Below are 15,034 nucleotides of genomic sequence, written 5' to 3'. Positions count from 1 at the left end.
ACCTAATATCCTTATATCCAGAAGTGGAGAGGTGCAAGATAAATCAAAACACCATAATTACTGTTTGCAGAATAATTCCTTTCTGCGGGTCCGAAATGTGATCGTGGAGTCAATTCTGACGATGATCTGAAATAAGCATAACGTCTGAATGCCAATAAGAAAATCCCTAAATCATCGGGTTTATATTTTTTTACATTTCATTGGTTAAATCAATTGAATAGCAATGATTTTTAATGTTGTGGTTTCTTTAACTCATTGATAATTCAGCATTGTTAAACATCATGATGATGTTTTGATATTTGACGATAAATTTATTGCAGTGTGACATAGTTCTCATTATATACAGGTTATTATTTTGGTTAGCACGGTGATAATAAACAGTAAAAATGATTTACGTTACGAGGAGATATGTCTGGCTAACATGAGTAATAGAACAGTTAATCACCTTCATAGCAAAAAATTAATGCTGGACGCTTTTCGTAAAAAACAGCCCATCAATATCGAACACAGCAGGCTACAAGGATTTCCAGGCTAATCTTATGGATTAATCTGCTAAGCATCTTTTTATTGTCCGACAATTACCGCGCGTTGTATGTCTTTTCTCGCTGAATTTATGCACGTTCTGACTGTAATTCTGCGATGTGATGTTGCTCTCCTATGGAGAATTAATTTCCCGCTAAAACTATGCCAACACGGTCACTTATCTTTTGCTAAAAGGTAATGCTTTGTTTTCCGATTAAATTAACGAAAGTTGTTCGTTTTTGCCCTACACAAAATGACGCTAAAGCTGGAGATAACCATGCACAAATTTACTAAAGCTCTTGCCGCCATCGGTCTGGCTGCCGTTATGTCACAATCCGCTATGGCGGAAAATCTGAAGCTCGGTTTCCTGGTGAAGCAACCGGAAGAACCGTGGTTCCAGACCGAATGGAAGTTTGCCGATAAAGCCGGGAAAGATTTAGGTTTTGACGTGATTAAAATTGCCGTACCTGACGGAGAAAAAACACTGAATGCCATTGATAGCCTTGCTGCCAGCGGCGCGAAAGGTTTCGTCATTTGTACGCCGGACCCGAAACTGGGGGCTGCAATCGTGGCTAAAGCCCGTGGCTACGATATGAAAGTTATTGCTGTCGATGACCAGTTCGTCAACGCCAAAGGCAAGCCAATGGATACTGTTCCGCTGGTGATGATGGCGGCGACTAAGATTGGCGAACGCCAGGGCCAGGAATTGTATAAAGAGATGCAAAAACGCGGTTGGGACGTGAAAGAAAGTGCTGTGATGGCTATTACCGCCAACGAACTGGATACCGCTCGCCGTCGTACTACCGGTTCTATGGATGCGCTGAAAGCGGCTGGATTCCCGGAAAAACAAATTTATCAGGTCCCTACTAAATCTAACGATATCCCCGGGGCGTTTGACGCAGCCAACTCCATGCTGGTTCAGCATCCTGAAGTTAAACACTGGCTGATTGTTGGTATGAACGACAGTACCGTACTGGGCGGTGTACGCGCGACAGAAGGCCAGGGCTTTAAAGCGGCGGATATCATTGGTATCGGTATCAATGGCGTGGATGCGGTGAGTGAGCTGTCAAAAGCACAGGCAACCGGCTTCTATGGTTCACTACTGCCAAGCCCGGATGTCCACGGTTATAAATCCAGCGAAATGCTTTACAACTGGGTAGCGAAAGATGTTGAACCGCCTAAATTCACTGAAGTTACTGACGTTGTGCTGATCACGCGTGACAACTTCAAAGAAGAACTGGAGAAAAAAGGGTTAGGCGGTAAGTAATCGTCGGTAAAAACTCCCCTCTGCCGTGTGCAGAGGGGGTATGAACGACCAGTGATTCACGGAGACGTTATGCAACAGTCTACCCCGTATCTCTCATTTCGCGGCATCGGTAAAACCTTTCCGGGCGTTAAGGCGCTGACGGATATCAGTTTTGACTGCTATGCCGGTCAGGTTCATGCGTTGATGGGTGAAAATGGCGCCGGGAAATCAACGCTCTTAAAAATTCTGAGCGGTAATTATGCGCCAACCACGGGTTCTGTGGTGATTAATGGGCAGGAGATGTCCTTTTCCGACACCACTGCGGCACTTAACGCGGGTGTGGCGATTATTTATCAGGAACTGCATCTCGTGCCGGAAATGACCGTCGCGGAAAATATCTATCTCGGCCAGCTTCCCCATAAAGGCGGTATTGTGAATCGCTCGCTGCTGAACTACGAAGCTGGATTACAACTTAAACATCTGGGAATGGATATTGACCCGGATACGCCGCTGAAATATCTCTCCATCGGTCAGTGGCAGATGGTTGAAATTGCTAAAGCCCTGGCGCGTAACGCCAAAATTATCGCCTTTGATGAGCCAACCAGTTCCCTGTCGGCGCGTGAAATCGACAACCTTTTTCGTGTCATTCGAGGACTGCGAAAAGAGGGGAGAATCATCCTGTATGTTTCTCACCGTATGGAAGAAATTTTTGCCCTCAGCGATGCCATCACCGTCTTTAAAGACGGGCGTTATGTCAAAACCTTTAGCGATATGCAGCAGGTTAACCACGACGCGCTGGTACAGGCGATGGTTGGTCGCGATATCGGCGATATCTATGGCTGGCAACCACGAGCTTATGGTGAAGAGCGTCTGCGACTGGATGCAGTAAAAGCGCCCGGCGTGCGTACGCCAGTTAGTCTGACGGTTCGCAGTGGAGAAATTGTCGGCCTGTTTGGTCTGGTAGGGGCAGGGCGTAGTGAATTAATGAAGGGGATGTTTGGCGGCACGCAAATTACTGCGGGGCAGGTTTATATCGATCGAAAAGCCATTAATATCCATAAACCGGGCCATGCCATTGCCGCTGGCATGATGCTCTGCCCGGAAGATCGCAAAGCAGAAGGCATTATTCCTGTGCACTCCGTTCGCGACAACATCAACATCAGCGCCCGGCGCAAACATGTACTCGGCGGTTGCCTTATCAATAACGGCTGGGAAGAGAGCAACGCTGATCAGCACATTCGCTCTCTGAACATCAAAACGCCGGGCGCTGAGCAGTTGATCATGAATCTCTCCGGGGGAAATCAGCAAAAAGCCATTCTGGGGCGCTGGTTATCGGAAGAGATGAAAGTCATTTTGCTCGATGAACCTACGCGCGGTATTGATGTTGGCGCCAAACATGAAATTTACAACGTGATTTATGCACTGGCGGCGCAGGGCGTGGCGGTGTTGTTTGCCTCCAGCGACTTGCCCGAAGTCCTCGGCGTAGCCGACCGGATTGTGGTTATGCGAGAAGGGGAGATTGCCGGTGAATTGCTACATGAGCAGGCAGATGAGCGCCAGGCCTTAAGCCTTGCAATGCCTAAAGTCAGCCAGGCCGTTGCCTGAGTAAGGAGAGTATGATGTCTTCTGTTTCTACATCGGGATCTGGCGCACCTAAGTCGTCATTCAGTATGGGGCGTATCTGGGATCAATACGGCATGCTGGTGGTCTTTGCGGTACTGTTTATTGCCTGTTCCATTTTTGTGCCTAACTTTGCCACCTTCATTAATATGAAAGGGCTGGGCCTGGCAATTTCTATGTCGGGGATGGTGGCGTGCGGCATGTTGTTCTGCCTCGCTTCTGGTGACTTTGACCTTTCGGTCGCTTCAGTTATTGCCTGCGCGGGCGTAACGACGGCGGTGGTTATCAACCTGACTGAAAGCTTGTGGATTGGCGTGGCGGCAGGTTTATTACTGGGCGTACTCTGCGGTCTGGTGAATGGGTTTGTTATTGCCAAACTAAAAATTAACGCCTTGATCACAACTCTGGCGACGATGCAGATTGTGCGCGGCCTGGCGTATATCATCTCTGATGGTAAAGCGGTTGGCATCGAGGATGAGAGTTTCTTTGCGCTCGGTTATGCCAACTGGTTCGGCTTACCTGCGCCAATCTGGCTTACCGTAGCTTGTCTGATAATCTTTGGTCTGCTGTTGAACAAAACTACTTTTGGTCGAAATACGCTGGCGATTGGCGGTAACGAAGAGGCTGCACGTCTGGCCGGGGTTCCGGTTGTCCGCACTAAAATCATTATCTTTGTTCTTTCTGGTCTGGTATCGGCAATCGCCGGGATTGTACTGGCTTCACGTATGACCAGCGGACAGCCAATGACTTCGATTGGCTATGAGCTGATTGTTATCTCGGCCTGCGTGTTAGGTGGCGTTTCTCTGAAAGGCGGCATCGGAAAAATCTCATATGTAGTGGCGGGGATTTTAATTTTGGGAACGGTGGAAAACGCCATGAACCTGCTTAACATTTCTCCGTTTGCTCAGTACGTGGTTCGTGGTTTAATCCTGCTGGCAGCGGTGATCTTCGACCGTTATAAACAAAAAGCGAAACGCACGGTCTGATGATTTTACCTGCAATAACGTAGTGTGATATTCCTCTACAGCCAACCGCGGCAACGGTTGGCTGTTCTTTTGCAAATGGCGAGCCCCGTTCCACTGTCTATACTTACATATCTGTAAAGCGCGTTCTGCGCAACACAAAAAGAAAGAGAAGGAGGAATCCCGGGTGACAGAGCCGTTAACCGCCCTCCCTGAACTCTCCGCAAAATATGCCTGGTTTTTTGATCTCGATGGCACGCTGGCGGAAATCAAACCGCATCCCGATCAGGTCGCCGTACCTGACAAAATTTTGCAAGGACTTCAGCGACTGGCAACCATAAGTCATGGTGCATTGGCATTGATATCAGGGCGCTCAATGGTCGAGCTTGATGCGCTGGTGAATCCTTATCGCTTCCCGTTAGCGGGTGTGCATGGGGCGGAGCGCCGTGACATCAATGGTAAAACGCATATCGTTCATCTGCCGAAGGCGATGGCCCGTGATATTTGTGTGCAGCTGCATATGGCTATCGCCCAATTTCCCGGTGCAGAGCTGGAAGAGAAAGGCATGGCGTTCGCACTACATTACCGTCAGGTACCGCAGTATGAAGATGCCTTACTGACGTTAGCGCGACACATTACACAGACCTGGCCGCAAATGGTCTTACAGCAGGGAAAGTGTGTCGTCGAGATTAAGCCAGGAGGCACCAGTAAAGGGGGGGCTATTGTCGCGTTTATGCAGGAAACTCCCTTCATTGGTCGAAAACCTGTGTTTTTGGGCGATGATTTAACCGATGAGTCCGGTTTCGCGGTCGTTAACCGGCTGGGCGGAATATCAGTGAAAATTGGTACCGGCGCAACGCAGGCATCATGGCGGATGGCAGGGGTGCCGGACGTCTGGCGCTGGCTTGAAATGATAACCCATGCATTACAAAAAAGAGCAAATGACAGGAGTGATAACGATGAACCGTTTAGTCGTAGTATCTAACCGGATCGCTCCGCCTGATGAGCACGCCGCCAGTGCTGGCGGCCTTGCTGTCGGTATATTGGGGGCGCTGAAAACCGCAGGCGGATTGTGGTTTGGCTGGAGCGGTGAAACAGGAGATGAGGATCAACCGCTAAAAAAGGTGAAAAAAGGAAATATTACCTGGGCCTCTTTTAACCTCAGCGAAAAGGATCTCGACGAATACTACAGCCAATTCTCCAATGCCGTGCTCTGGCCCGCATTTCATTATCGACTCGATCTGGTGCAATTTCAGCGTTCAGCCTGGGAAGGTTATTTACGTGTGAATGCACTGCTGGCAGATAAATTACTGCCGTTGCTGGAAGATGATGACATTATCTGGGTACACGATTACCACCTGTTACCATTCGCGCATGAATTACGTAAATGCGGTGTAAATCATCGCATTGGCTTTTTCCTGCACATTCCTTTTCCGACGCCGGAAATCTTCAACGCGCTGCCGACGTATGACACTTTGCTTGAACAACTTTGTGATTATGACTTGCTGGGGTTCCAGACAGAAAACGATCGGCTGGCATTTCTGGACTGCCTTTCTAATCTGACGCGCGTGACGACGCATAGTCCGCACCATCATACGGCCTGGGGCAATGGGTTCCGCACTGAAGTTTATCCGATTGGCATCGAACCGGATGATATTGCTAAACAGGCTGCCGGACCGCTGCCACCGAAACTGGCACAATTAAAAGCGGAGCTGAAAAGCGTACAGAATATCTTTTCTGTGGAGCGCCTGGATTACTCAAAAGGCTTGCCAGAACGTTTTCTCGCTTATGAAGCGTTGCTGGAAAAATATCCTCAACATCATGGTAAAATTCGTTATACCCAGATAGCACCAACCTCGCGTGGCGATGTTCAAGCGTATCAGGATATTCGCCATCAACTGGAAAATGAAGCAGGAAGAATTAATGGTAAATATGGCCAATTAGGCTGGACGCCGCTTTATTATCTGAACCAGCATTTTGAACGTAAATTGCTGATGAAAATCTTCCGTTATTCTGATGTAGGATTAGTGACGCCATTGCGTGATGGAATGAATCTGGTGGCGAAAGAATTTGTCGCCGCGCAGGACCCTGCCAATCCGGGCGTACTGGTGCTCTCGCAATTTGCCGGGGCCGCTCATGAGCTAACGTCGGCGTTAATCGTCAACCCTTACGATCGTGATGAAGTGGCGGCGGCGCTTCATCGGGCACTGACCATGTCGCTGGCGGAACGAATTTCTCGCCATACAGAAATGCGGGACATTATTGTGAAAAACGATATAAACCACTGGCAGGCGAGTTTTATTCACGACCTAAAGCAGATAACGCCGCGCAGTGCGGAAAGCCAACTGCGCGATAACGTCGCTGCCTTTTCAAAACTGGCGTAGTGCGGCTAATCTCCCGCAAGAGGAACCAGCAATACATCGACCTTGCTGGAGGCAATCACTTTTTTCGCCGAGCAGGAGGCTCGCGAAAAGAAGCTGTGGTTATGATTACCGCAAATCACCAAATCAAATTTATGCTGTTGGCAAATTTCCAGAATATGTTCGCTTAATTCGCCATACGCAATAAATGTCTTCTCCACGGGATATCCCACATCCTGGATTAATTTATCAAGAAAGTTTTGTGTTTCTTCCTGCATGACGTTACGTAAATCTTCCAGCATTGGGGCGGCTAAATGATTGTACATTTCAGGATCGGCAGCGAGGGTGACCAAACTTATACGTCCTTTTACCGGCTGGGCGATAGATACCGCTTTTGCTAACAATTGCTGGCTTTCCGGTGTGATAGCAACCGCAACAAGAATATGTGTATAGCTCATAACCTGCTCCTTATTCTGCGAACTTCAGGTGATATGACAGCTTTACTCCGAACGGGGTAATGGTGCAATAACAACTCCGTCAAAGACGTAAATATTAGTCTGTTTATTAGTAAAAACCATTAATCAATAACGAATGGTGATCATATGATTTTACTATGTGGCTATATGAAGTGGATATAGCGGTTCTCCGTGCAAAACAAATGGTTAATATATATGAAGCATTTGTGCAACACATGACGTTTTTATCAATTTTATTTTCACTTGAAGCACTTAAAGTGGGCTAACTCTATGTTTAAAAAAGTGTTATGAGGGGTAGCCTGGCTTCTTTTCTACAAAATATATGGTTATTTACGGTGAGTTATTTTAACTGTGCGCAATATCCCCTTTTTCTTATTCTGGTTTTATTTTTGACAACAGGCTTAGTGAAAAAAAATGTAATGGATTGAAATATGTCCAAAACAAAAGTGTGACTTATACATTAATGTTAAGTAATTGGGTGTTTTGTGTGATCTATATCACACAACGTTGAAATCGCAGCTCCCCTCCGTTGTATGTATAAGTAGTGGCGAGTAGAGTTGCGTCGAATTAGGAAAAATCTTAGATAAGTGTAAAAAAACATCACACTTTGTAAGGGCTCGTTCCGTCCTCGCGTATGCTGTCATGCTTTTTTCCGTTGATCATAACTATTCCATTGTTTTTATTTTTACCGGGATTTCCCGGCGACATCACAGGGTGCGGGCGTACCGCATAAAATAAAGTTAGTTATTCTGGATGGGAATAATGCATACCTCCGAGTTGCTGAAACACATTTATGACATCAACTTGTCATATTTACTTCTTGCACAACGTCTGATCGTTCAGGACAAAGCGTCCGCTATGTTTCGTCTCGGTATTAATGAAGATATGGCCTCGACATTATCGGCTCTGACTCTTCCGCAAATGGTTAAATTGGCAGAAACCAATCAACTGGTTTGCCACTTCCGCTTTGACAGCCACCAGACTATTACCCGTCTGACGCAGGATTCTCGTGTTGATGATCTCCAGCAAATTCATACCGGGATCATGCTCTCAACGCGCTTGTTAAGCGATGTGAATCAGGCCGAAGAAGCGCTACGTAAAAAAAGGGCTTGATGATGAGCGAGAAAAGCATTGTTCAGGAAGCGCGTGATATCCAGTTGGCAATGGAGTTGATTACCCTCGGCGCTCGTTTGCAGATGCTGGAAAGCGAAACACAGTTAAGTCGTGGCCGCCTGATCAAGCTATATAAAGAGCTGCGCGGCAGTCCCCCGCCAAAAGGTATGCTGCCGTTCTCCACGGACTGGTTTATGACCTGGGAACAAAATGTCCATGCGTCGATGTTTTGTAATGCGTGGCAGTTTCTCTTGAAAACTGGTTTATGCAGCGGGGTGGATGCGGTAATTAAAGCTTATCGATTATATCTTGAGCAATGCCCGCAAGCAGAAGAAGGACCGTTGCTGGCGTTAACCCGCGCCTGGACATTGGTGCGGTTTGTCGAAAGCGATTTGTTGCAATTGTCCGGTTGCAACTGCTGCGGCGGTAATTTTATTACCCATGCTCACCAACCTGCCGGCAGTTTTGCCTGCAGCTTATGCCAACCGCCATCCCGTGCGGTAAAAAGACGTAAACTTTCCCAGAATCCTGCCGATATTATCCCACAACTGCTGGATGAACAGAGAGTACAGGCTGTTTAACGGAAATGGTGTGGCTAAATATTCCAGCAGCGGTAAGCCATTATCGCTGCTTTTTTTGCCCTGACCGTGGGTTAACAACTGGCAACTGAACATCCTGTCATGGTCAACAGTGGAAGGATGATGTCGTGCTTATCTTATTAGGTTACCTGGTCGTACTCGGTACTGTTTTCGGCGGTTATTTGATGACTGGCGGAAGTCTTGGAGCACTCTATCAACCCGCAGAACTGGTGATTATTGCCGGTGCAGGCATTGGGTCATTTATCGTTGGCAATAACGGAAAAGCGATCAAGGGCACGCTGAAGGCGTTGCCGTTGCTGTTTCGTCGCTCCAAATACACCAAAGCGATGTATATGGATCTCCTGGCGCTGTTGTATCGGCTGATGACGAAATCGCGGCAGATGGGGATGTTTTCGCTGGAGCGCGATATTGAAAATCCCCGTGAGAGCGAGATCTTCGCCAGCTACCCGCGCATCCTCGCAGATAGCGTCATGCTTGATTTTATCGTCGATTATCTGCGCCTGATTATCAGTGGTCATATGAACACCTTCGAAATCGAAGCGTTGATGGATGAAGAGATTGAGACTCACGAAAGCGAAGCGGAAGTTCCGGCGAATAGCCTGGCGCTGGTGGGAGATTCACTTCCGGCATTTGGTATTGTCGCGGCGGTGATGGGCGTGGTCCACGCGCTGGGATCGGCTGACCGTCCAGCCGCCGAACTGGGCATGCTGATTGCTCACGCTATGGTGGGCACTTTCCTCGGGATCTTACTGGCGTATGGATTTATTTCACCGTTGGCTACCGTATTACGCCAGAAAAGCGCAGAAACCAGCAAAATGATGCAGTGCGTAAAAGTCACACTGCTTTCGAATCTTAACGGCTATGCTCCGCCGATTGCCGTTGAATTTGGCCGCAAAACGCTCTACTCCAGCGAACGCCCATCGTTTATTGAACTGGAAGAGCATGTCCGGGCGGTGAAGAATCCGCAACAGCAGACGGCGACTGAGGAAGCATGAAGAATCAAACGCATCCGATCATTGTCGTCAAACGACGTAAAGCGAAAAGCCACGGTGCAGCACATGGATCGTGGAAGATTGCGTATGCTGACTTTATGACCGCTATGATGGCTTTCTTTTTGGTCATGTGGCTGATCTCCATCTCCAGCCCAAAGGAACTTATTCAGATCGCGGAATATTTTCGTACGCCGCTGGCGACAGCCGTAACCGGCGGTAATCGTATCTCCAACAGTGAAAGTCCGATACCGGGCGGCGGCGACGATTACACTCAACGACGGGGAGAAGTGAATAAACAACCGAACATTGAAGAGCTGAAAAAACGCATGGAACAAAGCCGGTTGCGTAAATTGCGCGGCGATCTTGATCAGCTCATTGAGTCAGATCCGAAACTCCGGGCGTTGCGTCCGCATCTCAAAATCGATCTGCTGCAGGAAGGTTTACGTATTCAGATAATCGATAGCCAGAATCGCCCGATGTTTAAAATCGGCAGTGCCGATGTTGAGCCCTATATGCGCGATATTCTGCGGGCTATTGCACCAGTGCTGAATGGGATCCCCAACCGTATCAGCCTCTCAGGACATACCGATGACTTCCCCTATGCGAATGGCGAGAAAGGTTATAGCAACTGGGAGCTTTCCACTGAACGCGCCAATGCGTCGCGCCGCGAGTTGGCGGCTGGCGGGCTGGATGACGGCAAAGTGCTACGGGTGGTTGGTATGGCGGCCACCATGCGACTTAGCGATCGTGGACCTGACGACGCCATTAACCGCCGAATCAGCCTGTTGGTTCTGAATAAACAAGCCGAACAGACCATTTTGCATGAAAACGCTGAAAGCCAGAATGTGCCTGTAAGCGTCCTGGAAAAAACCGGGGGAGTACCACAGGTCAGTGTTTCCACAATGTCATCAGCCGAACCGAGGTGACAGCGTGATCACGGATATAAGCGATTTTTATCAGACATTTTTTGGTGAAGCGGACGAATTGTTGGCCGATATGGAGCAACGTCTGCTGAATTTACAGCCAGAAACGCCGGATGCCGGGTAATTTGAATACCATCTTTCGTGCAACCCACTCAATTAAAGGTGGGGCGGGAACTTTTACCCCGTTGCTGAAACCCGATGGATTGTTGTTTGTGGGTTACTCTGAAAACTTCAGCCACCTTGAGCGTAACTTCACGTTGCGCAGACAGACGGTGTATGCGTTAAGTAAGGAGCAACCATGAGCAAGATCAGTGTGTTGTCTGTTGATGATTCTGCGCTGATGCGCCAGATAATGACGGAAATCATTAACAGTCATAGTGATATGGAAATGGTGGCGACCGCTCCCGATCCGTTGGTTGCGCGAGATTTGATTAAGAAATTCAATCCCGGTGTGCTGCGGCAAAAGCCCTAAATCCCGCCAACTTTGCCCCTTACTCAAACCATTGAACTCTTGTTGCTCTGGCATTATTCACGCTTATTTTTATTTCCAGGATTGGCGACGTGTCTGACGAGAGCGACGACAAAACAGAAGACCCTACACCTCATCGACTTGAAAAAGCGCGGGAGGAGGGGCAGATCCCGCGTTCCCGTGAACTGACCTCACTGCTGATTTTGCTGGTGGGGATTAGTGTTATCTGGTTTGGTGGTGCGTCGCTGGCCCGTCGATTGTCAGGGATGCTCTCCGTTGGGCTGAATTTCGATCACCGTATCATCAATGATCCAAACATGATCCTCGGGCAGATTATTTTGCTGATCAGAGAAGCTATGCTGGCACTGCTGCCGCTGATTAGCGGCGTTGTGCTGGTGGCGCTCATTTCGCCGGTCATGCTGGGAGGTCTGGTATTCAGCGGTAAATCATTGCAGCCGAAGTTTTCCAGACTTAACCCATTGCCGGGTATTAAACGCATCTTCTCGGCCCAAACTGGGGCTGAACTGTTAAAGGCAATCCTGAAATCTATTCTGGTGGGGAGTGTCACCGGTTTTTATCTCTGGTACCACTGGCCGCAGATGATGCGCTTAATGGCGGAGTCCCCCATTTCTGCCATGACTAATGCGATGGATTTTGTGGGATTATGCGCGCTGCTGATCGTGCCTGGCGTTATTCCAATGGTGGGATTTGACGTCTTTTTCCAAATTTTCAGCCACCTTAAAAAGCTGCGCATGTCACGGCAGGATATTCGTGATGAGTTCAAACAAAGCGAAGGCGATCCCCATGTCAAAGGGCGAATTCGTCAGATGCAGCGAGCTGCCGCGCGGCGTCGGATGATGGCCGATGTGCCGAAAGCGGACGTTATCGTTAATAACCCAACTCACTACTCCGTGGCATTGCAGTACGACGAAAACAAAATGAGTGCGCCAAAAGTCGTCGCCAGGGGGGCGGGGTTGGTGGCATTACGCATTCGTGAAATAGCTGCTGAAAATAACGTCCCGACCCTCGAAGCGCCGCCGCTGGCACGTGCGCTGTATCGACATGCCGAAATCGGTCAACAAATACCCGGCCAACTCTATGCCGCCGTGGCGGAAGTGCTGGCCTGGGTCTGGCAACTGAAACGCTGGCGTCTGGCAGGTGGACAACGCCCTGAACAACCTACTCATCTTCCGGTGCCGGAAGCTCTGGATTTTATCAACGAGAAACCGACCCATGAGTAATCTGGCCGCGATGCTGCGCCTGCCCACAAACCTGAAATCGACACAATGGCAGATCCTTGCCGGACCGATTTTGATCCTGCTTATTTTGTCGATGATGGTGTTGCCACTGCCCGCATTCATTCTCGACTTGTTGTTCACGTTCAATATTGCTCTGTCGATTATGGTGTTGCTGGTGGCGATGTTTACCCAGCGTACGCTCGAGTTTGCCGCGTTTCCGACCATTCTGCTGTTTACCACGCTGCTGCGTCTGGCTCTTAACGTGGCTTCAACTCGTATCATTTTGATGGAAGGGCATACCGGTGCGGCGGCGGCAGGGAAGGTGGTCGAAGCGTTTGGTCACTTCCTTGTGGGTGGCAATTTCGCTATCGGTATTGTGGTGTTCGTTATCCTTGTGATCATCAACTTTATGGTGATTACCAAAGGTGCCGGACGTATTGCGGAAGTGGGCGCGCGCTTTGTTCTGGATGGTATGCCGGGTAAACAGATGGCGATTGATGCCGACCTTAACGCCGGATTGATAGGTGAGGATGAGGCGAAAAAACGCCGCAGTGAAGTGACTCAGGAGGCTGATTTTTACGGCTCAATGGACGGGGCAAGTAAGTTTGTTCGCGGCGATGCCATCGCCGGGATCCTCATCATGGTCATTAACGTTGTTGGCGGATTGCTGGTCGGTGTGCTGCAACATGGCATGAGCATGGGGCACGCGGCGGAAAGTTATACGCTGCTGACTATCGGTGATGGGCTGGTGGCGCAAATTCCGGCGTTGGTTATTTCTACCGCCGCGGGGGTTATTGTTACGCGTGTCAGCACCGATCAGGATGTCGGCGAGCAGATGGTGAATCAGCTTTTTAGTAACCCCAGCGTGATGCTGTTAAGTGCTGCCGTTTTAGGGTTACTCGGTTTGGTACCGGGAATGCCGAACCTGGTATTTTTGCTGTTCACTGCCGGATTGCTGGGGCTGGCCTGGTGGATCCGCGGACGCGAACAAAAAATGCCAGCAGAACCGAAGCCAGTAAAAATGGCTGAGAACAATGCTGTTGTCGAAGCGACCTGGAACGATGTGCAACTGGAAGATTCATTGGGTATGGAAGTGGGTTATCGACTGATCCCGATGGTTGATTTTCAACAGGATGGCGAATTGCTGGGGCGTATTCGCAGTATTCGCAAGAAATTTGCCCAGGAGATGGGCTTTCTGCCGCCGGTGGTGCACATTCGCGACAATATGGATCTACAACCTGCCCGCTATCGCATTTTGATGAAAGGCGTCGAGATAGGCAGTGGTGATGCTTATCCGGGGCGCTGGTTGGCGATCAATCCAGGGACTGCCGCCGGAACATTACCTGGCGAAGCGACTGTCGATCCGGCATTTGGTTTGAGTGCCATCTGGATCGAAAGCGCGCTAAAAGAACAGGCGCAGATTCAGGGGTATACGGTGGTTGAAGCCAGTACGGTGGTGGCAACGCACCTTAACCATCTTATTAGCCAACATGCCGCAGAGTTGTTTGGTCGTCAGGAGGCGCAACAGCTACTGGAGCGCGTCGGCCAGGAGATGCCAAAACTGACGGAAGATCTTGTTCCTGGCGTCGTCACGCTCACCACGCTGCATAAGGTGCTGCAAAACCTTCTTGATGAAAAAGTACCAATTCGTGATATGCGCACCATTCTCGAAACGTTGGCGGAACATGCGCCTGTCCAGATCGATCCACATGAATTAACCGCCGTCGTACGTGTGGCACTGGGGCGGGCGATTACTCAGCAGTGGTTTCCTGGCAAAGATGAGGTCCACGTTATTGGGCTGGACACACCGCTTGAACGTTTGTTGTTACAGGCGTTACAGGGCGGTGGTGGCCTTGAACCGGGGCTGGCGGACCGCTTGCTGGCGCAAACTCAGGAAGCATTATCTCGTCAGGAGATGTTGGGCGCGCCGCCAGTGCTGTTGGTGAACCACGCACTGCGACCGTTATTGTCTCGCTTTCTGCGCCGCAGTCTGCCGCAGTTAGTGGTGTTGTCGAATCTGGAGCTTTCTGATAACCGGCATATTCGTATGACGGCGACGATTGGCGGTAAATGATGAGAATCTTATTAGCAACGTTATTGTTTCCGATGCTGGTGCAAGCTGCCGGGGAGGGGATGTGGCAGGCAAGCAGCGTAGGAATTACGCTAAATCATCGCGGTGAGTTGATGTCGTCAGCGCCTCTTTCCCCACGACAACCTGCTCCAGGATTAATAACACAGGTGGCATGGCGTTATCAGCTTATCGGCCCGACGCCAGTGGGACTGCGCGTGCGCTTGTGTTCGCAATCTCGTTGCGTCGAATTAGAGGGGCAGAGTGGAACCACTGTGGCCTTTTCCGGCGTACCGGCGACAGAAACTTTGCGATATATATGGGAAGTGCCTGGCGGAGGACGGTTAATTCCGCCGCTGAAGGTGCAACGTAATGAAGTGATTGTGAATTATCGGCAGTGATAAAAAAGCCGATGTCCGTAACAGCGACATCGGCTTTTGCAGCAT

Annotated in this window: 13 protein-coding genes and 3 pseudogenes; 15 read left to right on the top strand and 1 reads right to left on the bottom strand. The window is 49.5% G+C overall.

The window, feature by feature from the left end:
• Positions 1 to 799 precede the first annotated feature (799 nt).
• The 5 genes from araF to otsA all read left to right on the top strand — a co-directional run bounded on the left by araF (position 800) and on the right by otsA (position 6,734).
• Positions 800 to 1,789, top strand: a complete 990-nt coding sequence (gene araF, locus PS053_RS04530) for an arabinose ABC transporter substrate-binding protein AraF (RefSeq protein WP_000548666.1) — start codon at positions 800 to 802, stop codon at positions 1,787 to 1,789.
• Positions 1,790 to 1,858: 69 nt separating this feature from the next.
• Positions 1,859 to 3,373: an arabinose ABC transporter ATP-binding protein AraG gene (gene araG / locus PS053_RS04525; RefSeq protein ID WP_059227240.1), complete on the top strand. Its 1,515-nt coding sequence runs from the start codon at positions 1,859 to 1,861 to the stop codon at positions 3,371 to 3,373.
• A gap of 14 nt (positions 3,374 to 3,387) precedes the next feature.
• Positions 3,388 to 4,374, top strand: a complete 987-nt coding sequence (gene araH / locus PS053_RS04520; RefSeq protein WP_010341624.1) for an arabinose ABC transporter permease AraH — start codon at positions 3,388 to 3,390, stop codon at positions 4,372 to 4,374.
• Positions 4,375 to 4,537: 163 nt separating this feature from the next.
• Positions 4,538 to 5,335, top strand: a complete 798-nt coding sequence (gene otsB, locus PS053_RS04515) for a trehalose-phosphatase (protein WP_000138758.1) — start codon at positions 4,538 to 4,540, stop codon at positions 5,333 to 5,335.
• Positions 5,310 to 6,734, top strand: coding sequence for an alpha,alpha-trehalose-phosphate synthase (gene otsA, locus PS053_RS04510; RefSeq protein WP_149452153.1), 1,425 nt, complete (start codon positions 5,310 to 5,312; stop codon positions 6,732 to 6,734). The genes otsB and otsA overlap by 26 nt, the downstream gene beginning before the upstream one ends.
• Before the next feature lie 5 nt (positions 6,735 to 6,739).
• Here the strand turns inward: otsA and uspC are convergent, their stop codons facing one another.
• A complete protein-coding gene (gene uspC / locus PS053_RS04505) occupies positions 6,740 to 7,168 on the bottom strand; it encodes a universal stress protein UspC (RefSeq protein WP_000122600.1) in 429 nt (142 codons plus the stop codon).
• Positions 7,169 to 7,948: 780 nt separating this feature from the next.
• Here uspC and flhD point away from each other — a divergent pair.
• The 10 genes and pseudogenes from flhD to flhE all read left to right on the top strand — a co-directional run bounded on the left by flhD (position 7,949) and on the right by flhE (position 14,989).
• Positions 7,949 to 8,299 (top strand): flagellar transcriptional regulator FlhD, encoded by a 351-nt coding sequence (gene flhD / locus PS053_RS04500; protein ID WP_002462327.1) that lies wholly within the window; start codon positions 7,949 to 7,951, stop codon positions 8,297 to 8,299.
• Positions 8,300 to 8,301: 2 nt separating this feature from the next.
• A complete protein-coding gene (gene flhC, locus PS053_RS04495; RefSeq protein WP_024164816.1) occupies positions 8,302 to 8,880 on the top strand; it encodes a flagellar transcriptional regulator FlhC in 579 nt (192 codons plus the stop codon).
• Positions 8,881 to 9,005: 125 nt separating this feature from the next.
• Positions 9,006 to 9,893 carry a flagellar motor stator protein MotA gene (gene motA, locus PS053_RS04490; protein WP_000906351.1) on the top strand — a complete coding sequence of 296 codons (888 nt, stop codon included), beginning with the start codon at positions 9,006 to 9,008 and terminating at the stop codon, positions 9,891 to 9,893.
• Positions 9,890 to 10,816, top strand: coding sequence for a flagellar motor protein MotB (gene motB / locus PS053_RS04485; protein ID WP_000795953.1), 927 nt, complete (start codon positions 9,890 to 9,892; stop codon positions 10,814 to 10,816). The genes motA and motB overlap by 4 nt, the downstream gene beginning before the upstream one ends.
• A 4-nt stretch (positions 10,817 to 10,820) precedes the next feature.
• Positions 10,821 to 10,992: pseudogene (locus PS053_RS04480) on the top strand (Hpt domain-containing protein); the annotation flags it as partial.
• A pseudogene (locus tag PS053_RS04475) lies at positions 10,990 to 11,115 on the top strand (hypothetical protein); the annotation flags it as partial. The pseudogenes PS053_RS04480 and PS053_RS04475, both read left to right, overlap by 3 nt.
• A pseudogene (locus PS053_RS04470) lies at positions 11,112 to 11,270 on the top strand (chemotaxis response regulator protein-glutamate methylesterase); the annotation flags it as partial. The pseudogenes PS053_RS04475 and PS053_RS04470, both read left to right, overlap by 4 nt.
• A gap of 104 nt (positions 11,271 to 11,374) precedes the next feature.
• Positions 11,375 to 12,523 (top strand): flagellar biosynthesis protein FlhB, encoded by a 1,149-nt coding sequence (gene flhB, locus PS053_RS04465; protein WP_044709392.1) that lies wholly within the window; start codon positions 11,375 to 11,377, stop codon positions 12,521 to 12,523.
• Positions 12,516 to 14,594, top strand: a complete 2,079-nt coding sequence (flhA, locus tag PS053_RS04460) for a flagellar biosynthesis protein FlhA (RefSeq protein WP_000067019.1) — start codon at positions 12,516 to 12,518, stop codon at positions 14,592 to 14,594. Before flhB ends, flhA begins: the two co-directional genes overlap by 8 nt.
• Positions 14,594 to 14,989: a flagellar protein FlhE gene (flhE, locus tag PS053_RS04455; RefSeq protein WP_059215722.1), complete on the top strand. Its 396-nt coding sequence runs from the start codon at positions 14,594 to 14,596 to the stop codon at positions 14,987 to 14,989. The genes flhA and flhE overlap by 1 nt, the downstream gene beginning before the upstream one ends.
• Positions 14,990 to 15,034: the final 45 nt, after the last annotated feature.

Origin of the sequence: Escherichia albertii (genome assembly GCF_028622335.1) — a bacterium.
In the GTDB taxonomy this organism is placed as follows: Bacteria; Pseudomonadota; Gammaproteobacteria; order Enterobacterales; family Enterobacteriaceae; genus Escherichia; species Escherichia albertii.
Note: the sequence above shows the minus strand (reverse complement) of the source record. Positions and strands in the feature narration are given on the sequence as shown.